The organism is Roseibium aquae, assembly GCF_008711285.1.
GTDB lineage: Bacteria > Pseudomonadota > Alphaproteobacteria > Rhizobiales > Stappiaceae > Roseibium > Roseibium aquae.
Map to the genome: position 1 here is coordinate 86,295 of NZ_VXDC01000012.1, position 22,263 is coordinate 108,557.

Below are 22,263 nucleotides of genomic sequence, written 5' to 3' on the forward strand. Positions count from 1 at the left end.
CCCTGCCCCTATTCCGCCGCTTCCGCCGCCCGGGCCTGGGCGAGCGCAGAGCATTCGGCCATCACGTTGGACGCCCGCGCGATCGGGTTGGTCAGATAGAAATCGGCGATCGCATTGGAAAAAGGTGTGGCCGCCGGTTTCGCCGACGCCGCCTCGTCCGCCAATGCCTCGATATCGGCAACCGCACCCGGCTCGATCATGTCTATCGACGACAAATGCGGATGCGCTTCAAACAGTTTCGACCGCAATTCGGTCAGGGAATCAAACGGCAGGGCCTCGCCGGTCACCGCGGAAAGCGCCCGCAGGATCGCCCAGTCCTCCCGGGCCTCTCCGGGCGGGAAACCTGCCCGTTCCGCCAGTTGCACCCGGCCTTCCGTATTGACGTAGAGTGCGGACTTTTCCGTGTAAGCTGCGGATGGCAATATCACATCTGCCCGGTGCGCGCCACGGTCCCCATGGGTGCCCTGATAGACAACGAACGCACCAGCCGGGACCTCGACCTCATCGACGCCAAGCAGGAAAAGAACATCCATGCCACCCGGCTCCAGCATGGCGCCCGTGTCTTTGCCGCCCTCGCCCGGAACGAAGCCGATATCGAGCGCGCCGACAAGCGAAGCTTCCGTGTGTAGGATGTTGAAGCCGTTCCAGTCCGTGCGGAGAGCGCCGGCCTTTCGGGCGTATTCGGCGGCCAGCGCCAGGATTTGCGCTCCGTCCGGCCGGTTCAAAGCCCCCTGCCCGACAACAACCATCGGGTTCTTGTGGGTCTGCTTGGCCGACTTGATCAGTTCCTTCAGGCTATCGGGGCCCGCGCCAGCATAGGCTGCGCCGTAAGTCAGGTCCGCCTGCTCCCCAACGACCGTCACGTCGAGATCGCCATTGACCCAGCGTTTGCGGATCCGTGCGTTCAGCACCGACGCTTCATGGCGCGGGTTGGACCCGATCAGAAGCAGTGAATCGGCCTCATCGATGCCTTCAATCGTCGTGTTGAAGATATAGCTTGCCCGGCCATTTTTCGGATGGAGCGGAGAACCGGGGAAACGGGCCTCTGTGTTCGCCGAGCCAAGGCCATGCATCAGCGCCTTCAACGCGAACATTTCCTCGACGCCCGCAAGCTGGCCGGCCAGCGCGCCGATCCTGTCCGGCGTCGTTGCCTTCACCTTTTCGGCGATGATCTGGAACGCTTCCATCCAGGAAACCGGCTGGAGCCGCCCGTCCTTCTTGGCATAGGGCCGATCCAGACGCTGGGTCTTGAGCCCGTCCCAGATATAGCGGCTCTTGTCCGAGATCCACTCCTCGTTCACGGCCTCATTGAGGCGCGGCATGACGCGCATCACTTCCCGGCCGCGCGTATCGACCCGGATGGCGGAGCCGACGGCGTCCATGACGTCGATGCTCTCGGTCTTGGTCAACTCCCAGGGACGGGCGTGGAAGGCATACGGCTTGTGGGTCAGCGCCCCGACCGGGCACAAGTCAACCGCGTTGCCCTGAAGCTCGGACGAAACCGCTGCTTCCAGATAAGTGGTAATCTCGGCGTCTTCGCCCCGGCCGATCAGGCCCATGTCCGTTACACCGGCGACTTCGGTCGTGAAGCGCACGCAGCGGGTACAGTGAATGCACCGGGTCATGATCGTCTTGATCAGGGGCCCGATATTCTTGTTTTCAACCGCGCGCTTGTTCTCGTGAAAACGGGAGCCATCCACGCCATAGGCCATGGCCTGGTCCTGAAGATCGCATTCGCCGCCCTGGTCGCAGATCGGGCAATCCAGCGGATGATTGATCAGGAGGAATTCCATCACGCCCTCGCGGGCCTTCTTGACCATCGGGCTCTTGGTCAGCACCACCGGCGGCTCGCCATTCGGGCCCGGGCGCAGATCCTTGACGCCCATGGCGCAGGACGCGGTTGGCTTGGGCGGGCCGCCCTTTACCTCCACCAGGCACATGCGGCAATTGCCGGCGATCGATAGGCGTTCGTGATAGCAAAAGCGCGGCACCTCGGCGCCCGCTTCTTCACAGGCCTGAAGCAGCGTGTAGTCGGAGGGGACATCAACCTCGATGCCATCGATGATGAGCTTTGTCATCTTTTGGATCTCCAAATCCCGTTCCGCTTATTCCGCTGCCACCATCGCCGACGCCGGACGCGACTTGGCGACATAGTCATCGATGCGTTGTTCGATCACCGGGCGGAAATTCTTGATCAGGCCCTGGATCGGCCATGCGGCCGCATCGCCGAGGGCGCAAATCGTATGGCCTTCAACCTGCTTCGTCACGTTGAACAGCATATCGATCTCTTCGTAGGATGACTGGCCCTTGGTCATGCGTTCCAAGACGCGCCACATCCAACCGGTTCCTTCACGGCACGGTGTACACTGGCCGCAGCTTTCGTGCTTGTAGAAATAGCTGATCCGGGCAATCGCGGCGATAATATCCGTGGACTTGTCCATGACAATGACCGCAGCGGTCCCCAAACCAGAGCCGAGCGCGCGCAGACTGTCGAAGTCCATCGGAACTTCCTTGGCCTCCTCAGCCGTCAGACATGGCACGGACGACCCGCCCGGGATGACCGCGAGAAGATTGTCCCAGCCGCCCCGGATCCCGCCGCAGTGGCGGTCAATCAGCTCGCGGAAGGGAACGCCAAGCGCATCTTCGAAGGTCGCCGGCTGATTGACGTGACCAGACACGCAAAACAGCTTGGTCCCGGCATTGTTCGGCTTCCCGATCGCGGAGAACCAGGAGGCGCCGCGGCGCAGGATCGTCGGCGCGACTGCGATGGACTCAACATTGTTGACCGTCGTCGGGCAGCCATAAAGGCCCACATTCGCCGGAAACGGCGGCTTGAGACGCGGCTGCCCCTTCTTGCCTTCGAGGCTCTCCAGAAGCGCCGTCTCCTCACCGCAGATGTAAGCGCCGGCGCCATGGTGAACGTAGATGTCGAAATCGTAGCCGTTCTTGTTGTTCTTTCCGATCAGGCCCGCATCGTAGGCCTGATCGATGGCGGCCTGCAGCCGCTCGCGCTCGCGGATGAATTCGCCGCGCACATAGATATAGGCGGCAATCGCGTTCATCGCGAACCCGGCAATCAAACAGCCTTCCACCAGTGTATGGGGGTCATGGCGCATGATTTCCCGGTCCTTGCAGGTGCCGGGCTCGGACTCGTCCGCGTTGACCACAAGGTAGGCCGGACGTCCATCGGATTCCTTTGGCATGAACGACCATTTCAGACCGGTCGGAAACCCGGCGCCGCCGCGCCCGCGCAGTCCGCTGTCCTTCATTTCCTGGATGATCCAGTCGCGTCCTTTTTCGATCAGCGCCTTGGTGCCATCCCAATGGCCGCGCTTGCGGGCGCCGTCCAGCCCCCAATCGTGCATGCCGTAAATGTTGGTGAAGATGCGATCCTGATCTTTCAGCATGTCTTCCCCCTTATCCGTTACCCTTGGCCAGTTCCTTGGCCTGGTCGATCCATCCGTCGCGCTCGATCCGGCCCTTGAACTTCAACCTGTTGTCCACCCAAGCGATCTCTTCCGGTCCCCAGGCTGCAACCTGATCGAAATGGAAGATGCCCAACTCATTCAGCAGCGCTTCCAGTTTCGGGCCGACGCCCTTCAACCGCTGCAGGTCGTCCGGCGTGCCGCCGCGGGCTTCGGTCAGCAGAGCGGGCGCCGTTTCGCCGGCTTCTGCACCACCGGAGCGGGCGACTTCGACTTCCGCGCGATCCAGCTTGTCCGGCTTGGCGGCGTTTTCAGACTTGGCTTCCGGCGTCGCGGCTTTCGCTTCGGCGGACTTGGGGGCATCCATCGTCGTCGGCTTCGGCGGAGGGGATGTCTTGGCGGCCGGTTCGGCAACCGCGCCGCCATGAGCCGCGGCATGCGCCGCGCGCACTTTCGCAACGGCCTCTTCCGCCGGAACGGGTACGCCGCGATAATCCTGTCCACCGGCATTGATCGCCGCACCGGCAAAGGCATGCGAGGCCTTTTCCGCGCCATCGACCACATGAGGCACCGGAAGGGCACCGACGGTATCGTCCTCAATCTCGGTCAGGGTCGTCGCGCCCCCTTCCGGCATGGCGAACCGGCGGCCGTTCTGCGGCCCGGGCGTCACCTCACGCCCCGCTTCGATGTCGTCCAAAAGCCGGTTGAAGCTCTCTTCGGTCAGATCCTCATAGGTGTCCTTGAAGATCTGCACCATGGGCGCGTTCACGCACGCCCCCAGACACTCCACCTCTTCCCAGGAAAACAAGCCGTCGTCGGAGAGTTCGTGCATGTGCTTGGCGATGCGGGACTTGCAGACCTTTATCAGGTCGCCCGCCCCGCGCAGCATGCAGGGTGTCGTGCCACAAACCTGAATATGGGCTTTTTTCCCAACGGGTTGAAGCTGAAACATGGTGTAGAAGGTTGCCACTTCCATGACCCGGATATACGGCATCTCCAGAAGGTCCGCGACATAGCGGATCGCCGGTTCGCAAACCCAACCGTCATGCTGCTCCTGCGCCCGCCACAGCAACGGAATCACCGCCGAGGCCTGGCGTCCTTCCGGATACCGATCGATCAGCTTTTTCGCCCAGACGAGGTTTTCCTCGGTGAACGCGAAGCTTTCCGGTTGTTCCGCGGCAAGTCTGCGAACTGCCATGCTCTTCTTCCCGTTTCCTTAACTCTCACGCAACGGCGGCAAGGTCGTCTTGCCGTCTGTCTTGTGCTGCGAACAGGGATGTCAGCCGCTCCAGCCAGGTGCTGTCGCGGGTGGCGAAAAAATCATATCCCCATCGCCGGTTCGTTTTGATCCGGCTCAACTCATCGAGCGAGCGGAGTTCGAAGAGGCCCGTTTGGACGGAGTGACCGAACACACGCATCCCCAGAGTGTCCATCACATGCCTGGTCACGGAATGGGTCGGGTCCGAGCCGTGATCTTCGTAGATGAACAGAAGTTCCCCATCCAGCAGGCTGCCGGCGCCGTCCATGGCCTCGATCTCGACGCCTTCAACGTCGAGTTTGATAATGAGCGGCATATCCGCAAGGTTCGCGCGCGAGCCAACCAGCGTATCCAGCCGAATGGTGACGGTCGAGGCCTGCGAAACGCCACCAAGCCCGCCCTGAACCAGCGTCCGCGCCTCGTGCTTGGTCCCGTAAATTGGCCGCCACTCGTCATCCGTGTCCGACACCGCGCGGTTCGCCACCTCGAACCGGGATTTATTCTCAGCAGCGTTGTGGACGAGCTGACCAAATGTCGCGGGATCGAGCTCGATCGCCACTGCCTCTTTCGATCCGAAGCTTTTGCTGGTGACCTGGCATGACCAGTAGCCATAGTTCGCCCCGCAATCGACGAAGGCGTAGCGCACATCCTTGAACCGGCGCAGCACACGCTCCACGCCCGGCTCATAGGTATGAGACCGGTCGGTCAGGATGCTCCAATAGGCATCGCCATAGGGAAACGAAAACCGGCAATCGTCGCCGAACAGCGCGCAGACCTGACGGTTGCTGCGGAACACGCCGGCAATTGCCCGAGCGACAATCGAAAACCCCAGCCCGCCCAACGGACGCAAACAGACATGGGCAAGCGCCATGGCCTTCAGGCCAAGCCGCTCCACCGCCGTGGCGTTGGAAATGCCACCGGTCTGCCGGTCAAGAAGGATGGGGAGGTCCATGTCAGGCATCGGTTAGCGGTCCACCTCGCCGAACACGATGTCCATCGACCCAAGGACCGCCGACACGTCAGCCAGCTGATGTCCCCTGCACAAGAAGTCCATGGCCTGCAGATGGGAATATCCCGGCGCCTTGATCTTGCAGCGATACGGCTTGTTGGTGCCATCGGCGACAAGATAGACCCCGAACTCGCCCTTCGGCGCTTCGACGGCAGCGTAAATCTCGCCGGCGGGCACGTGGTACCCTTCCGTGTAGAGCTTGAAGTGGTGGATCAGGGCTTCCATCGACCGCTTCATCTCGCCCCGCTTGGGCGGAACGATCTTGCCATCCGTGGATGAAATCGGACCGGTTTCCACGGTCAACTTCTCCAGGCACTGCTTCATGATCCGGATCGACTGCCGCATCTCGTCCATGCGGATGAGATACCGGTCATAGCAGTCGCCGTTCTTGCCGACCGGAATATCGAAATCGAGGTCGGCATAGCATTCGTAGGGCTGCGCCTTGCGCAGATCCCATGCCGCGCCGGACCCGCGAACCATCACCCCTGAAAAGCCCCAGGCCCAGGCGTCGTCGAGATCAACGACCGCGATGTCCACATTCCGTTGCTTGAAGATGCGGTTATCGGTGAGCAGCCCTTCGATATCGTCAAGGGTCTGGAGGAAGGGGTCGCAGAAATCCCAGATGTCGTCGAGAAGATCGCGCGGCAGATCCTGATGGACCCCGCCGGGCCGGAAATACGCGGCGTGAAGCCGGGCGCCGCAGGCGCGCTCATAGAAAACCATGAGCTCCTCGCGCGGCTCGAAGCCCCACAGCGGGGGTGTGAGCGCGCCCACGTCCATCGCCTGCGTCGTGACGTTCAAAAGGTGCGACAGGATCCGGCCGATTTCCGAATAGAGCACGCGGATCAACTGCCCGCGCATCGGCACCTTGATGTCGAGCATGCGTTCAACGGCCAGAGCAAAGGCATGCTCCTGATTCATCGGCGCCACATAGTCAAGCCGGTCGAAATAGGGCACGGCCTGCAGATAGGTCTTGTGCTCGATCAGCTTCTCGGTCCCGCGATGCAGGAGGCCAATGTGGGGATCGACCCGGGTCACCACCTCACCGTCCAGTTCAAGGACGAGACGCAAGACGCCATGGGCCGCCGGATGCTGCGGACCAAAGTTGATGTTGAAGTTACGAACCTGAGCTTCTGCCATGGATCACGGCCGCCTTAGTTGGTGTTGGCTTTTTCATCGCCGGGCAGCACATAATCCGTGCCTTCCCATGGCGAGAGGAAATCGAAGTTCCGGAATTCCTGGCTGAGCTGGACCGGCTCGTAGACAACCCGCTTCTTCTCGTCGTCGTAGCGCACTTCGACATAACCTGTGAGCGGGAAATCCTTGCGCAAGGGGTGACCGTCGAAACCGTAATCCGTCAGGATACGGCGCAGATCCGGGTGACCGGAAAACAAGATGCCGTACATGTCGTAGGCTTCGCGTTCAAACCACTCGGCACCGGGAAACAGCGGCGTTATGGAGGCAACCGGCGTCTCGTCATCGGTTGCCAGTTTGACCCGGATCCGCTGGTTCTGAACCGGCGACAAGAAGTGGTAGACCACGTCGAACCGCTTCTCACGGCCGGGCCAATCCACCCCGCAAATATCCGTCAGATTCACGAATTTGCAGGAGCTGTTGTCCCGGAGGAAACGAACGACATCGAGAATATCCGAGGCGGACACGGTGATTGTCAGCTGCCCGTAGTCGGTGGCCCAAGACAAAACAGACTCGCCCAGCCCCATCTGAATATGCTCTGCGAGTTCGTTCAGCGCTTCATCCATATTTCTCGGTCCTTACCCCATACCAAACCGGTCGCTGTCCGAGGCCGGCCTTTCGCGTCACACAAGCGCGGAGCTTACCGTTCGATCGTGCCGGTCCGCCGGATCTTCTTTTGCAGCATCAGTACGCCGTATAGCAGCGCCTCGGCCGTCGGCGGACATCCGGGAACATAGATATCCACGGGCACCACCCGGTCACAACCGCGCACCACCGAGTAGGAATAGTGATAGTAGCCGCCCCCATTGGCGCAGGATCCCATGGAGATCACATAGCGCGGCTCGGGCATCTGGTCGTAGACCTTGCGCAGCGCGGGCGCCATCTTGTTGGTCAGCGTCCCGGCGACGATCATGACGTCGGACTGGCGGGGTGATGCGCGCGGCGCGAACCCGAAGCGCTCCGCGTCGTAGCGCGGCATCGACATCTGCATCATTTCCACCGCGCAGCAGGCCAATCCGAACGTCATCCACATCAACGAGCCCGTGCGGGCCCACTGAATGAGATTGTCGGTCGACGTCACCAGAAAGCCCTTGTCCGCCAACTCGTCGTTGACATCCATGAAGAACGGGTCGTTTGCCCCGACGGGCTTGCCGGTGTTCGGGTCAATGACACCCTTCGGGCTTTGCGCGATCAACGGCTTGGAGGTTGTGGTCAGTCCCATTCCAACGCTCCCTTTTTCCATTCGTAGATAAATCCAATTGTCAGAACGCCGAGGAACACCATCATGGACCAGAAGCCGTACCAGCCCAGGTCACCGAACACGACGGCCCACGGGAACAGGAAAGCAACTTCCAAATCGAAGATGATGAACAGGATCGACACCAGGTAAAAGCGCACGTCGAACTTCATGCGCGCATCGTCGAACGCATTGAAGCCGCACTCATAGGCGGACAGCTTTTCCGGGTCGGGATTCTTGTAGGCCACAACGAAGGGCGAGATCAGCAGGGCAAGACCGATCACCAGCGATATGCCGATGAACACGACGATCGGGGCGTAGTCCCGCAACAATTCTTCCATGTCTTTCGCGTCCTTGCATCGGTCCGCGGCGAGAGCTCATCGCCCCCTTCATCGCGTCCCTCTTTGATCCTGTCGCCGCCAGGCCGTTTGACGCCCTTCGGCATTGGTTCAAACCATCATGCGAGGGCACGCTTATAGGAGGACCCGATGCAACGCAAGACCTCTTGCCGTTCAAACAATTGCCGATTTTCAAACCGGATTATCCGGCCTGCTTCCCAACAAAGGGTTTCCGCAAGATTATAGTGCGAATGAAAAGTTCTGCACAGGCCTATGCCGTCCGGCAGGGGCGATCCGGATCGGATAACGCAAGATTCGCCCAAGCGATGCGCGGCCGGGCCGGATTTAGGGCCAACTTCCGTGACGCATCATCCAGATGGGACCTGGACCCGCCATGATTCTCATTGTCAGAAAAGGGAATGAGACAACCGTGAGTGGCGCGAGTGACGGGGCTCGAACCCGCGACCTCCGGCGTGACAGGCCGGCACTCTAACCAACTGAGCTACACCCGCACATTCACGGTAGTATGCGCCACTGTTCCGCTCCCAAGAGCCTGAAAAGTGGCGCGAGTGACGGGGCTCGAACCCGCGACCTCCGGCGTGACAGGCCGGCACTCTAACCAACTGAGCTACACCCGCTTCCGTCGGCGATCTGTTGTCGCCGCGAAGTGGCGCTGATGTACGGCGCACAGACAGTGAAGTCAAGCACCGAGAACCAGCTTGTGTGTCGTTTTTTTGAAACCCGCCCGATCAAGCGGATTTGGCCCGTGGCGCGCGCGTCTATCCTGTGGATAGATTCTACGGGCCGGGCCGGGCCGGGCCGGGTCGGGTCGGCACGGGCGGGCGCGCACAGAGATCTGGCCTCTGCGCACTGATGCGCTTGCCGTTTTCCCGGGGGCTCACTCGCGCAATGACTGCCTTCAGGCGGGTGAAGGTATATGAAGGCGCATCTAGAATGGGAAGCAGGACCGCTCGGAATGGCACCGGCAGCGGCAGTGAGCGCACCAGGACATGCGGGCCATGCGGCCGGTGGCAGGTGCTCGAGCCGAAGGGCAATGGGTGCCAGGTATGCCGCATCCCGGCGAGCCATCATCGCAAGCTTGTATTTTTTGCAGGAAAACCGCTGGATTGTCTTGATGAAATGGTGGGCGGTGAGAGACTCGAACTCCCGACATCCTCGGTGTAAACGAGGCGCTCTACCAACTGAGCTAACCGCCCGTCGCGGTGACGCAGCTTTTAGGGAGTTTGTCGGGGCATTGCAAGCGCAAATCAAGCGTGCCACCGGACCTGTGGAGAGTTTTGAAAGCGGCGGTGTTTCGTGACCGGATTCCCACGCAGATCCTTGCCTGTCCCACCTTCACACCCGCAACCGAAAGCATGAAAAAGCCCCGAGCGCCGCTCTGGCGCCCGAGGCTTTGGGCCTGACGGCCTGAAGCTTGAACGATTGTTTAAGCGTTCACAGCATCCTTAAGGCCCTTGCCGGCCTTGAATTTCGGAGTCTTGGACGCCGGGATCTGAATCGTTTCGCCGGTGCGCGGATTGCGGCCTTCGGTGGCAGCGCGCTCGGAGACAGTGAAATTGCCGAAGCCAATGATGCGGACTTCGTCCCCAGACTTCAGGGTCTCCGTAACCGTGTCGAAAGTCGCGTCGACAGCTTCGCCCGCCTGAGCCTTGGTCAGGCCCGTCTTTTCGGCGACGGCTGTGATCAGATCGTTCTTGTTCATAGCAGATACCTTTCTCACAAACGGCAGAAGGCCGACGATTCCCGTCGGCGCCGTTGCCGGAAATTCACGCTAAAACCACGCGAACGCAAGCCATATTTGGCGGAAATCAGCCAATTTCGGGGATAAATCATAAGAAAAGCCCCGGCGAGGCCGGGGCTTCTCCATCAGCTGCAGTGAATATGGCGCTAGTGCGGCATCATCGCGGTTGCATCTTCCTCAGATGCACTCGTCTTTGTTGCAACTTCCGCCGCCGGGTCCCACTCGATGGCCTCCGGCTGGCGCGTCAGAGCCGTCCTGAGAACCTCGTCCATGCCCGACACGGGAATGATCTCCAGAGTGTTCTTCACACTGTCCGGAATATCAGCCAGATCCTTGGCATTGTCTTCCGGGATCATCACGGTCTTGATCCCGCCGCGAAGGGCCGCAAGCAGCTTTTCCTTCAGACCGCCGATCGGCAGAATCCGTCCGCGCAAGGTGATTTCCCCGGTCATGGCGACGTCACGGCGCACCGGGATGCCGGTCAGCGTGGAGATCACGGCGGTCGCCATGGCAATACCCGCTGACGGGCCATCCTTCGGCGTCGCGCCTTCCGGGACGTGAACGTGGATGTCCTTCCTGTCGAACAAGGGCGGCTCGATGCCAAAGTCCACAGCCCGGGAGCGGACATAGGACGCCGCCGCTGAGATGGACTCCTTCATCACGTCCTTCAGATTACCGGTCACGGTCATCTTGCCCTTGCCCGGCATCATCACGCCTTCGATGGTCAGCAGTTCGCCGCCAACCTCGGTCCACGCAAGACCTGTAACAACGCCGACCTGGTCTTCCAGTTCCGCCTCGCCATAGCGGTAGCGGGGAACGCCAAGGTACTTTTCGACAACCTCGGGCGTCACTGTGATGGACGTCGCAGCTGTCATCAGGATGTCCTTAACCGACTTGCGCGCAAGCGTTGCCATTTCCCGTTCAAGGTTCCGGACCCCGGCCTCACGGGTGTAGCGGCGAACCACAAACCGAAGGGCCTCTTCCTCGATAGCGAATTCCCCTTCGCGCAGACCGTGATCCTTCTCCGCCTTCGGAATCAGGTGCCGTTTGCAGATCTCGACCTTTTCATCCTCGGTGTAGCCCGCGATGCGGATGATCTCCATCCGGTCCATCAGCGGTGCCGGAATGTTGAGCGTGTTCGCCGTAGTCACGAACATCACATCCGACAGGTCGTATTCAACCTCCAGATAATGGTCCATGAAGGACGAGTTCTGTTCCGGATCCAGCACTTCCAACAATGCCGAGGACGGATCGCCGCGGAAATCCATGCCCATCTTGTCGATTTCATCGAGCAGGAAAAGCGGGTTCGATTTCTTGGCCTTCTTCATCGACTGGATGACCTTGCCCGGCATGGAGCCGATATAGGTCCGGCGGTGGCCGCGGATCTCCGCCTCGTCGCGCACGCCGCCCAGGGACATGCGCACGAATTCACGGCCCGTTGCCTTGGCGATGGATTTCCCGAGCGAGGTCTTGCCGACGCCCGGAGGCCCGACAAGGCAGAGAATCGGTCCGCGCAACTTGTTGGCCCGGCTTTGAACGGCCAGATATTCAACGATCCGTTCCTTGACCTTGTCGAGGCCGTAGTGGTCGGTATCGAGAACCTTTTCGGCGAGCGACAGGTCGTTCTTGACCTTGGATTTCTTGTTCCAGGGAATGCCGATCAGCCAGTCGAGATAGTTCCGCACCACGGTGGCTTCGGCCGACATCGGGCTCATCTGCTTGAGCTTCTTGATCTCGGCGGCGGCCCGCTCCTTGGCTTCCTTCGACAGCTTGGTCTTCCGGATCTTTTCCTCGAGTTCGGCGACCTCGTCCTTGCCATCCTCGCTATCACCAAGCTCCTTCTGAATGGCCTTCATCTGCTCATTCAGATAATATTCGCGCTGGGTCTTTTCCATCTGGCGCTTCACGCGCGAGCGGATGCGCTTCTCCACCTGAAGAACGGAAATTTCGCTCTCCATCATGCCGAGCACACGCTCCAGCCGCTCGGATACCGAGACGACCCCGAGTATTTCCTGCTTTTCCGGAATCTTGATCGCAAGATGGGACGCGATTGTATCGGCCAGCTTGGAGTAATCGTCGATCTGATTGACCGCGCCCAGGACCTCCGGGGACACCTTCTTGTTCAGTTTGACGTAGTTTTCAAATTCGGACAGGACCGAACGGGCCAGCGCCTCGACCTCGACATCCTCGCCGTCGCGCTCCGGCAGCACCGTCGCCATCGCCTCGTAAAAATCGGATCTTTCGCCATAGGCGCCGATCTGCGCGCGCGCACCACCCTCGACAAGCACCTTCACGGTGTTGTCAGGCAGTTTCAGCAGCTGCAGGACCGTCGCAAGGGTGCCCACATTGTAAATCTGGTCCGGATTGGGATCATCGTCCGCCGCATTCATCTGGGTCGCCAGAAGAATGTGCTTGTCGTTGGTCATGACCTCTTCGAGCGCGCGAATGGATTTTTCACGGCCCACGAAGAGCGGCACGATCATGTGCGGGAAAACCACGATATCGCGCAAGGGTAGCACAGGGTAGACGGCCGAGCCGTCCTCATTGAAGGAGCGGGTTTCTGGGTCGCTCATCTTTTATCCTTTCGCTGGGTGCCGGTACCCCCAAAATCGCAAGAGGCGGTGCCAGGCACTGGAGGGACGGCCGCAAGGATTAAACCTTGCGTGGCCGGAGCAGCAAACCCCATCGTGGGCATCCGCTACGCCGCCGGACCGTTTCGATATGCTTATAGGTGGACACCTCTCAGGTCAGTGTCAAGGCGCGCTCACAAGCACCCAAATCAATCCCTGTTGACGACTCACTTCGGCCCGCCCCTGTGTCACTCAGCCCGGAAGCAAAGTCCGGCCCGGCCGGCAGAACACGAAAATGCCGCCCATCGGCGGCATTTCCACGTATCCTCGTCAATAAGCCGACGCTTGGCCAAAACTCGACGAGAACCGGGCTCAATCTGTGCCGAAGCAGCCGTCAGGCGCTGTTGACCGACGTTTCCTCGCGGTCTTCATAGATGTACAGCGGCCGGGCCTCGCCCTTCACCACTTCCGGCGAGATCACCACTTCCTTGACCCCCTTCAGGCCCGGCAGTTCGTACATCGTGTCCAGAAGGATCGCTTCCAGAATGGACCGCAGGCCGCGGGCACCAGTCTTGCGTTCGATCGCCCGCGAGGCAACCGAGCGCAACGCTTCCTCGTGGAACGACAGCTCGACCTCCTCCATCTCGAATAGGCGCTGATACTGCTTGACAAGCGCGTTCTTCGGTTCGGTAAGGATGGTGATCAAGGCCTCTTCGTCGAGATCCTCAAGGGTCGCGATCACCGGCAAGCGTCCGACAAATTCCGGGATCAGACCGAATTTCAGGAGATCCTCCGGCTCAAGCTCGGAGAAGAGTTGCCCAATCCGGCGGTCTTCCGGAGCGTGGACCTTCGCCTTGAAACCGATGGACGTCTGTGTGCCACGGTCGGAGATGATCTTGTCGAGACCCGCGAACGCGCCGCCACAGATGAACAAAATGTTCGTCGTATCCACCTGCAGGAATTCCTGCTGGGGGTGTTTCCGGCCACCTTGCGGGGGAACGGACGCGACCGTGCCCTCCATGATCTTCAACAGCGCCTGCTGGACGCCTTCCCCAGACACGTCCCGCGTGATCGACGGGTTGTCCGCCTTCCGGCTGATCTTGTCGACCTCGTCGATATAAACAATGCCGCGTTGGGCCCGTTCCACATTGTAATCGGCGGACTGCAACAGCTTCAGGATGATATTTTCGACATCCTCACCCACATAACCCGCTTCCGTCAGCGTGGTCGCATCGGCCATTGTGAACGGAACGTCGAGGATCCGCGCCAAGGTCTGAGCCAGCAGGGTCTTGCCGCAGCCTGTCGGGCCGACCAGCAGGATGTTGGACTTGGCGAGTTCCACGTCCGGATTCTTGGAGGCGTGATTCAAGCGCTTGTAGTGGTTGTGAACGGCGACCGACAGGACCTTCTTCGCCTTGCCCTGGCCAATCACGTAATCATCCAGAACATTCCGGATTTCCTGAGGAGTCGGGATCCCATCCCGGGACTTCACCAGCGAGGACTTGTTTTCCTCACGGATGATATCCATGCACAGCTCGACACATTCATCACAAATGAAAACAGTCGGGCCGGCGATCAGCTTGCGCACCTCATGCTGGCTCTTGCCGCAGAAGGAGCAGTAAAGCGTATTCTTGGAATCGCTGCCGCTGGCCTTGGTCATCTATTCAACCCCGCGTTTCTCGAAAGCCATGATATCCACTGCGGACCTCAAGGTCTTTCCTTTTCTGGCCGGTTCAGGCCCGCGTGAGCCTTGACCGGCGGTCAATGGGACGCCCTGGAGCGCTTAGCTTCCATCGTCGCTGATGTCACCATGCTTCGCCACTAAAAATCAACATAGGTTTAAGGCGAAGACAGAGACCAGGGTCTATCCCGGACTTTCACGACGGGCCAACAGCCAATATCAGGGGCGTTTCCCGTCCTGGTGCCTAGCCTTGCCCGTCTTCCATGAGCGAGGCACGGTCGCTGATCACGCTATCCACAATTCCGAACTCTTTCGCCCTTTCAGCCGTCATGAAGTTGTCGCGCTCCAGCGCTTCTTCAACCTGATCGAGGGTTTGTCCGGTGTGCTTGACGTAGATCTCGTTGAGCCGGCGCTTCATCGCAAGGATTTCCTGGGCGTGAAGCATGATGTCGGCGGCCTGGCCGCGGAACCCGCCCGACGGCTGGTGCACCATCACACGCGCGTTCGGCAAAGAGAAGCGATGCCCCTTTTCACCGGCCGCCAGCAGCAGAGACCCCATGGAGGCCGCCTGGCCGATGCACAAGGTGGAGACCGACGGACGGATGAACTGCATGGTATCGTAAATCGCCAGCCCGGACGTCACAAGACCACCGGGAGAGTTGATGTAGAGCGAGATCTCCTTCGTCGGATTGTCCGACTCCAGATAAAGGAGCTGCGCACTGATCAGCGCCGCCATGTGATCTTCAATCGGGCCGGTGATGAAGATAATGCGCTCCTTTAGAAGCCGCGAATAGATGTCGAAAGCCCGCTCGCCCCTGTTGGTCTGCTCGACGACCATGGGAACGAGAGTGCTCATGTAAGTATCGACAGGATCCTTCATACCTTATCCATATGCTTTGAGGGGACACGTGGACATATCGTCCAAAACCTAGTGCGGGGAGACCAACGGCCCAAACTGCCAGACGCCGGAACGAAGGTCCTCATTCGAAAAAAGCGACACCCCATACATAGGGGATGTCGCCCTCAACGCAAAGCCATCTCAGACGCGGCATGAAGGCAAAGTTAAAACCCCGCCGCGTCCACACACCTATTACCAGAAAGAGGCTCAGGCCACTTCCTCGTCGTCGGAGATGAGCTTCTCCAGCTCTTCCCTGGTCACCGTCTTGTCGCTGACCTTCGCCAGTTCGAGAATGAAATCGACGACCTTCTCTTCGTAGATCGGTGCGCGCAACGAAGCCAGAGCCTGCGGATTGTTCTTGTAGAACTCGAACACCTGCTGTTCCTGCCCCGGGAATTGGCGCACGCGGTCGTAAAGCGCCCGCTGAAGCTCTTCATCGGTGACCTGAATGCTGTTCTTGTCGCCGATCTCCGACAGAACGAGACCAAGACGGACGCGGCGCTCGGAAATCTTGCGGTATTCCGCGCGCGCTTCTTCTTCCGTCGTTTCCTCGTCCTCGAAGGTCTTGCCGCTGCGCTGCATGTCTTCCTCGACCTGCCGCCAGACGACGTCGAACTCGGAATTCAGCAGCTTTTCCGGAAGGTCGAACGTGTAGACCTCATCCAGCTTGTCGAGAAGCTGGCGCTTTACCCGCTGACGGGTCATCTGGCCGAACTGGCCCTCGATCTGGTCACGGACGATCTCTTTCAGCTTGTCGATGGATTCGAGCCCCAGCGACTTGGCATAGTCGTCGTCCAGAACGATGTCGCCCGGCGCGTCGATCTGCTTGACGGTGATGTCGAATTGAGCTGTCTTGCCGGCCAGATGCGCTGCCGGATAGTCTTCCGGGAAGGTGACGTCGATCGTCTTTTCGTCCCCGGCCTTCACACCCACGAGCTGCTCTTCGAAGCCGGGAATGAACTGACCCGATCCAAGCACGAGCTGGCCATTTTCGTCGGCCCCGCCCTCGAAAGGCTCGCCTTCGAGCTTGCCCACATACGCCATCGTCACCCGGTCGCCATTTTCAGCGGCGCCATCCTTCTGCTCGAACGGCTTGCTGTTCTGGGCGATCTCATTGAGCCGCTCATCGACTTCCGTTTCCGCAACCTCGACCACCGGACGCTCGATCTCGATCGTCGAAAAGTCGATGATCTCAAAGCTCGGCAGGATGTCGTATTTCATGGAAAAGGAAAGATCGGCTTCGCCGGAGAGGATCTTCTCGGCCTCATCTTCGGGAAGGTCGATATCCGGATTGAGAGCCGGACGCTCGTCCCGCTCCTCGATCGCCTGACGCGAGGTTTCCTGGATCGTGTTGGACAGGATCTCAGCCATGGCCTGACGGCCATACATTTTCTTGAGGTGGGCCACTGGCACCTTGCCCGGCCGGAAGCCCTTGATCTGAGCCTTGGACTTCATGTCCTCCATATAGGCATCGAGCTTGGCGGCCAGGTCGCCGGCCGGGATTTCGATTTTGAGCTCTCGCTTGAGGCCCTCGGCGAGGGTTTCGGTGACCTGCATGATGTTTTTGCTTCATCCTCAGTCCCGGGCGGACAACCGCCCCGGAGGGTTTGTTTCCTGGTGAATCCGTTTTCCGCCATACCGCTTTTGCGAACCGGCAGGCGATCCGAAATGGCATGGCCGGTCCCGGCGAAAGCCGCGACGCACGATGGACAGCGCGATACCGGAGGGACCGTTAGGTGTCAAGAGCAACAGTCCGCGACCGAAGGGAAACCGGCACTTGATGCGGCGCGTCCGGGACGGACCTCCCTGCCCTAGGCAGGTGACCAGCGCCCGGCGGCGGCCCTAGCGGGCGGACGTGATGCGCCGCCTGCTCGGCTGCCGCCTCCCCGGAGGATGCCTCAGCGCAAGACATGCGGAAAATGACAAGCATGAACTTGATAAGATATTGGAATTTAAACGGATATTTCTCCATGATCTGTGCATGACTGCAGCAGAACGAGCACTGGTCCGTTGAAGGGGCGGTAGAATCGCCGCCTCCTGAATGGACGTGATGGCGTTGCGGAGGCCGCATGGCAGGAAAAGGACACGCGCCCCTTCCCCTTTTCGGGGAACTCACGCCCCATACGCCGCCCGTATACGCGAGTTACGAATGGACCGGCGAAGGACTGCGCGAAACGGCGGGCGGCGACGCCGTCTTGTATCGATACTGGGACCAGGGGTTTGGCTGCGCGCTCTTGCGCCATGGCTACCGGCCGATCGACATGGTCATCGACTGGCCCTTGTTCGATGCGCCCGCGTTCGGCGCCGTTTCGGAAACCGTGAGCCTTCTGGCACATTTGCCGCGCAGCCTGGGGCCGCTCACTCTCCCCGGCCCCCGCTCCGAACTCGCCTTTATGGACTACCTGGCCAGCCAGCCCACAGTTCTCACACGGCTTGCCACCCCGTTCGGGGCTTCCCAGTGGCTGCTGCTGGATCTGACACGGCGCACGCCAGGCCTGTGGCGCAGACTGGTCCGGCAAACCGCCCAAGGGCGGCTGGGCCTTCTATCGATCGCGCTCGACCGGTTCCGGGGCGCCGCCCAACGCGGGCCGGACGCCCGGCAGGATCTCGGGCAACAGCTTCGGGACTTTGAGCGCGAACAACTGGCACGGAGCCTGTTTCACGCAAGCGTGCCTGTCCAAACGCTCGCGCGGCTCGATCAGCTTCCGCCCGGCCAGTGCTTCATGACACCGGCCGAATTGCGCCAGCTTCAGGACTGCGAGCGGGTGGATGTCTTCGACCAGGTGATCGAAAGCGCCACAGTGCGCGCGCTGTCCAGGTTCTTCAAGACAGCCCCGTTGAAAGACTATCCGGGCCTGTCCGGCCTGATCGGCGGGCGGATCTCACCGGCACGGCTTTTCTACACCGTCGAAACCGGATTTGACGCACTGGAGAGGGCAGAGCACGCGGCGGCCCGGCGCGCGTTGTCTGAAGTCCGTTCTCTTCAGGCGCTGCAATGGTGGTTCAAATCCGTCTCCGATCTTGCAAGACGCAGCCGTCCCTTTCCATCGCCGCCGCTGGCAGCGGGCCAACCTCTGCGCGCGTTGATGACCCCCGAAGCCCTGCGAGGCGCCGGCGTCAGGGCAGGCACCGATCTGATGCAGTTTCTGCCCCATGTCCTGCTCGGCGAGCTCTACTTCTACGAATGGCAAGCGCCAGGCAATCCGGCGATTTTGGCCCTTGCGAGCACCCGGCGCGGCGATTGGGTCCTTCTGGAGATATACGGCCCAGAGGCTGTGCCCGTTTCGCCGGATCTGCAAAGCCATATCCTGCGCCACCTGATCCCGCCGTCAGCCGGGATCTGAAACGCCTTGTCGCGTGACAACCCCGCTTGGCAGCGCCAGATGCGGTTTGCGCCCGCAGAGCCGCACCACGATCCGAAGCCGCCGGAATCCTTGCAAGTCTTCGTGGGACCGGGCTGCTCCGCAAGTCGAGGAGGGTCGCCTGCTCAAGTCGGCTCCTCCGCAGCGCAAGTCCCGCAGGGGCGGACATGCTGAAAATGGATTGTTCAGGTTCAGGTGACCGGACGACCCTCTTCGCCCCAAAGACGCCACCACAGCCTGAAGCAGCCCGCGAGAGACCCGGCCCCGGTGTCCGGAACACATCAGGACCGGATCCGCTCGCAACCTGGAGAGCGGATCCGGTTCCCGCGCTTTTCAACGCTCCACCGTGTACGGGGTCGGTGGTCTGGGGTACGTGCACATTGCCCTCCGGTTTTCCGGATGGTCGAAAGGCTATTTAGCCGCCTTTATCAAATTCTTACCGAAAGTCCGGACGGAAACCTAGAAACTTACGGTAATCTCCTGGCATTCTTTCGAATTTACTTGATATTTCGGCGACGGCGATGCCTCGCCATGGTTTTGGAAAGTCCCTATCCGCATCTTATCCGCGAATAAATCCACCAAAATCCGACCGCCAATGGAAGGTCTTTCCCGCCCGTTCCGGGAGACAGCAACGCGTGATTGATCAACATTCTGGTATTTTTTACAGTATTGCGAAATAAATCGACAAGCCGATATTGACGCCAGTGGTCGATGGGGCCACGTGCACACACCTTCAAGCCTGCCCTGGGGCTCCGGCCTCTGTGGCAGGTTTTTTTCTAGCAAAACCGGCGGCTGCAAAATCAAAGTCGCATTCCCGATGATGCTGAAGCGGCAAGGACCGCGGCGCAAGCGATCCACTCACGTGCCCTTCGGTCTCGACGCGAACCGAGACCGCTGAAACGGTCAGTCCTTCTGCACGAACGCCAATCAACAGGAAATCGTCCGCCGGACCCGACCCGCGCCAAGCCAACCGGCCACGTCAAACCGAGATTTTACGAGAAAAATGGTGCGGATGGAGGGAGTCGAACCCCCACGCCTTGCGGCGCTGGAACCTAAATCCAGTGCGTCTACCAGTTCCGCCACATCCGCGTTGCATCGCTCGAAGCGGTCGGGCCTGAAACGGTGGACCGCCAGCGAAGCGCGGCCTCTATAGCACCGGCTTTGATGGGTGGAAAGCACCCGCGCCGTTTTTTGCGCGCTCAGCCCTCCGGGTTTTCCACAAGGCGAGCCAACACCGGACGCAAGGCAGGAGCAATGTCCTCGGCGATGAGGCCGGGCCCTGCCGCGCTTCCCGCCGCCCCATGCAACCACACGCCCATGGATGCCGCCTGAAAAGCCGGCATGCGCTGCGCCAGCAAACCGCAAATGATGCCCGCCAGAACGTCTCCGGATCCTGCTGTGGCCAGCCAGGCGGGCGCATTGCCGTTGATCGCCGCTGTGCCGTCCGGACTGGCGATAACGGTATCCGCGCCCTTGTAGACGACGACTGCTCCGCTGTCCGCGGCCGCCGCGCGCGCGGCCGACAGCTTGTCCCGGCCAGCCAGATGCGGAAACAACCGGCGAAATTCGCCGCCATGCGGGGTGAGCACTACCGGCCCCGCAGCCTGCCTGATCCGGGAAAACAGCGCCTGCGGCTCGGTTTCGAAGCTCGTCAAGGCATCCGCGTCGAGAACGACCGCACGGCCCGACCCAAGCAGGATCCCGACCGCCTGCCGGGTTTCCGGCGACACGCCGTAACCGGGACCAATCAGAGCCGCATTCAGCCGCGGATCCTCCAAAACGGCCTCAATACCGGCAAGACCCGCCACCGGGGTCAGCATGACCGCCGTCAAATGGGCGGCATTGACCATGACGGCGGAGGGCGGCGCGGCGAGCGTGACCAATCCGGCGCCGCACCGAAGAGCAGCCCCGGCCGCAAGACGCGCGGCACCCGATGTCGTCATCCCCCCGGAAAAGACAAGGGCATGGCCACGGGTGAATTTATGCCCATCAAGGGCGGGCTGGGGCCAGGCGGACCGCCACAAATACGGCGTATTGCGGAATGCCGAAGGGGCGATCTTGTCGAGCACGGCGGGGTCGATGCCGATCTGTCCGCACACAAGGCGGCCGCAGGCAAGCCGGCCTGGCAGCAGAAAATGGCCTAGCTTAAAGCGGAAAAACGTGACGGTCTCTTTCGCCTCGACGGCGCACCCCATCACCGCGCCTGTTTCCCCATTGATGCCGGATGGCAGATCGACCGAGATCACAAAGACATCCGCTTTGTTCACCGCGTCGATCAGCTGGGCCACCGCCCCGTCCAGCGGCCGATCCAGCCCCGCACCGAACAAAGCGTCGACCACGACCGCGGCACCCGGGAGGACCGAGGCGACCAGGTCCGGATCAAGCGGCGAGACGGCGACCGGCAGGGCGTCGAAGGCAAGGCGCGCATCGCCCGCCAGGCGATCCACCTCCCCGGCCAGAAAAACTTGGCACCGGTATCCCGCTTCATGAAGAACCCGCGCGGCCACGAAGCCGTCGCCGCCGTTGTTGCCCGGCCCGCTGAGGATCAGGATTTTCGAACCGGCCCGGCAGCGGCGCATGACCGCTTCGGCCACATGGCCCCCTGCCCGTTCCATGAGCACAGGTCCGGGCACGCCCGCATCGACGGTCAACCGGTCGGCCTCCCCCATTTCCTCCGGCGTGAGAAGTTCCGACCCGGTTTCCTGAGGGTTTTCGTCCATCGGCGTCCCCAACACTCCTGCCCACTGTCCGGCGACAGCCTGCTGATTGCCCGGCAATTGCCCGATGCGTTCCAGGGCATGCCCGTCATGGGATGTTGATTGACACAGAAACCGGCCTCTGGTCGAGTGAGAAAGTCCGAAGGTCACGTTGACTTGCCTATTTCATGTTCACTTTGAGCAATTTTTATGCAAATAAAACCCGCAAGCGTGCAGGCTGATCGGATTGACGCGCGCCAGCTGCTCTTTTTTTTGGCGGAAATCCGCATCCCTTACAAAAACACGGCGGACCGATCCGTTTGGCACGGATCATGCTAAATACACGACACCCGACCTTTCCGGTTCGGGACGATGCAGGCGCGGGATGTCCACTCAAGTTTTCGACCAGGCGATTTGGAGAGATTTAACGTGATGAAAAAGATCGAAGCGATCATCAAGCCCTTCAAGTTGGACGAAGTGAAGGAAGCTCTCCAGGAAGTTGGCCTCCAGGGCATTACGGTGACCGAGGCCAAGGGCTTCGGACGTCAGAAGGGGCACACGGAACTTTACCGTGGCGCTGAATACGTCGTCGATTTTCTCCCCAAGGTGAAAGTCGAGATCGTCCTTGGCGCGGACATGGTCGACAAGGCCGTTGAAGCCATCCGCTCCGCGGCCCAAACCGGCCGGATCGGCGATGGAAAGATTTTTGTTTCAAACATCGAGGAGGCCGTGCGCATCCGGACCGGCGAGTCCGGCATGGACGCCATCTGATGTTCTCCGCGGCCCTGCCGTGATCCCCCCTCTCCCGCACCGGCCCGACCCCGCAGGAAGGA

16 protein-coding genes and 4 tRNA genes are annotated in these 22,263 nt (G+C 60.7%); 2 read left to right on the forward strand and 18 right to left on the reverse strand.

Annotated features, from left to right (window positions below; translation table 11 throughout):
* Positions 1-8 precede the first annotated feature (8 nt).
* The 16 genes from nuoG to tig form a co-directional block, all read right to left on the reverse strand.
* A complete protein-coding gene (nuoG, locus tag F0184_RS17565; protein WP_150497511.1) occupies positions 9-2,078 on the reverse strand; it encodes an NADH-quinone oxidoreductase subunit NuoG in 2,070 nt (689 codons plus the stop codon).
* Between the two features lie 27 nt (positions 2,079-2,105).
* The gene (gene nuoF / locus F0184_RS17570; RefSeq protein ID WP_150497512.1) at positions 2,106-3,407 is read right to left on the reverse strand and encodes an NADH-quinone oxidoreductase subunit NuoF; all 1,302 of its coding nucleotides are present in this window, start codon (positions 3,405-3,407) and stop codon (positions 2,106-2,108) included.
* A 10-nt stretch (positions 3,408-3,417) separates the two neighbouring features.
* Positions 3,418-4,623 carry an NADH-quinone oxidoreductase subunit E gene (locus F0184_RS17575; RefSeq protein WP_150497513.1) on the reverse strand — a complete coding sequence of 402 codons (1,206 nt, stop codon included), beginning with the start codon at positions 4,621-4,623 and terminating at the stop codon, positions 3,418-3,420.
* Positions 4,624-4,648: 25 nt separating this feature from the next.
* A complete protein-coding gene (locus tag F0184_RS17580; RefSeq protein WP_208998547.1) occupies positions 4,649-5,644 on the reverse strand; it encodes an FkbM family methyltransferase in 996 nt (331 codons plus the stop codon).
* A 3-nt stretch (positions 5,645-5,647) separates the two neighbouring features.
* Complete coding sequence (locus F0184_RS17585; RefSeq protein ID WP_150497514.1) at positions 5,648-6,832, reverse strand: NADH-quinone oxidoreductase subunit D; 1,185 nt, start codon at positions 6,830-6,832, stop codon at positions 5,648-5,650.
* A gap of 14 nt (positions 6,833-6,846) precedes the next feature.
* Positions 6,847-7,452 (reverse strand): NADH-quinone oxidoreductase subunit C, encoded by a 606-nt coding sequence (locus F0184_RS17590; RefSeq protein WP_150497515.1) that lies wholly within the window; start codon positions 7,450-7,452, stop codon positions 6,847-6,849.
* Positions 7,453-7,526: 74 nt separating this feature from the next.
* Entirely contained in the window at positions 7,527-8,108 is a 582-nt protein-coding gene (locus tag F0184_RS17595; RefSeq protein ID WP_150497516.1) for a NuoB/complex I 20 kDa subunit family protein, read from the reverse strand.
* Positions 8,099-8,464, reverse strand: coding sequence for an NADH-quinone oxidoreductase subunit A (locus F0184_RS17600; protein ID WP_150497517.1), 366 nt, complete (start codon positions 8,462-8,464; stop codon positions 8,099-8,101). The genes F0184_RS17595 and F0184_RS17600 overlap by 10 nt, the downstream gene beginning before the upstream one ends.
* 432 nt (positions 8,465-8,896) lie before the next feature.
* Positions 8,897-8,973 (reverse strand) — tRNA-Asp (locus F0184_RS17605).
* A 49-nt stretch (positions 8,974-9,022) separates the two neighbouring features.
* Positions 9,023-9,099 (reverse strand) — tRNA-Asp (locus F0184_RS17610).
* A 503-nt stretch (positions 9,100-9,602) separates the two neighbouring features.
* Positions 9,603-9,678: transfer RNA gene (locus F0184_RS17615), tRNA-Val, on the reverse strand.
* A 230-nt stretch (positions 9,679-9,908) separates the two neighbouring features.
* Positions 9,909-10,184, reverse strand: coding sequence for an HU family DNA-binding protein (locus tag F0184_RS17620; protein ID WP_150497518.1), 276 nt, complete (start codon positions 10,182-10,184; stop codon positions 9,909-9,911).
* A 185-nt stretch (positions 10,185-10,369) separates the two neighbouring features.
* Positions 10,370-12,796, reverse strand: a complete 2,427-nt coding sequence (gene lon, locus F0184_RS17625; RefSeq protein WP_150497519.1) for an endopeptidase La — start codon at positions 12,794-12,796, stop codon at positions 10,370-10,372.
* Positions 12,797-13,187: 391 nt separating this feature from the next.
* Positions 13,188-14,453 (reverse strand): ATP-dependent Clp protease ATP-binding subunit ClpX, encoded by a 1,266-nt coding sequence (gene clpX / locus F0184_RS17630; protein WP_150497520.1) that lies wholly within the window; start codon positions 14,451-14,453, stop codon positions 13,188-13,190.
* Between the two features lie 265 nt (positions 14,454-14,718).
* A complete protein-coding gene (locus tag F0184_RS17635; protein WP_150497521.1) occupies positions 14,719-15,354 on the reverse strand; it encodes an ATP-dependent Clp protease proteolytic subunit in 636 nt (211 codons plus the stop codon).
* A gap of 225 nt (positions 15,355-15,579) precedes the next feature.
* Positions 15,580-16,929 (reverse strand): trigger factor, encoded by a 1,350-nt coding sequence (gene tig / locus F0184_RS17640; RefSeq protein ID WP_150497522.1) that lies wholly within the window; start codon positions 16,927-16,929, stop codon positions 15,580-15,582.
* A gap of 512 nt (positions 16,930-17,441) precedes the next feature.
* Between tig and F0184_RS17645 the strand changes: the two genes are divergently transcribed.
* A complete protein-coding gene (locus tag F0184_RS17645) occupies positions 17,442-18,716 on the forward strand; it encodes a hypothetical protein (protein ID WP_150497523.1) in 1,275 nt (424 codons plus the stop codon).
* A gap of 1,022 nt (positions 18,717-19,738) precedes the next feature.
* Here F0184_RS17645 and F0184_RS17650 read toward each other — a convergent pair.
* Positions 19,739-19,823, reverse strand: a tRNA-Leu gene (locus F0184_RS17650).
* A 110-nt stretch (positions 19,824-19,933) separates the two neighbouring features.
* Entirely contained in the window at positions 19,934-21,454 is a 1,521-nt protein-coding gene (locus tag F0184_RS17655; protein ID WP_244299308.1) for an NAD(P)H-hydrate dehydratase, read from the reverse strand.
* 408 nt (positions 21,455-21,862) lie between these two features.
* Here F0184_RS17655 and F0184_RS17660 point away from each other — a divergent pair, with 408 nt between their 5' ends.
* Complete coding sequence (locus tag F0184_RS17660; RefSeq protein ID WP_150497524.1) at positions 21,863-22,201, forward strand: P-II family nitrogen regulator; 339 nt, start codon at positions 21,863-21,865, stop codon at positions 22,199-22,201.
* The last annotated feature ends 62 nt before the right edge of the window (positions 22,202-22,263 follow it).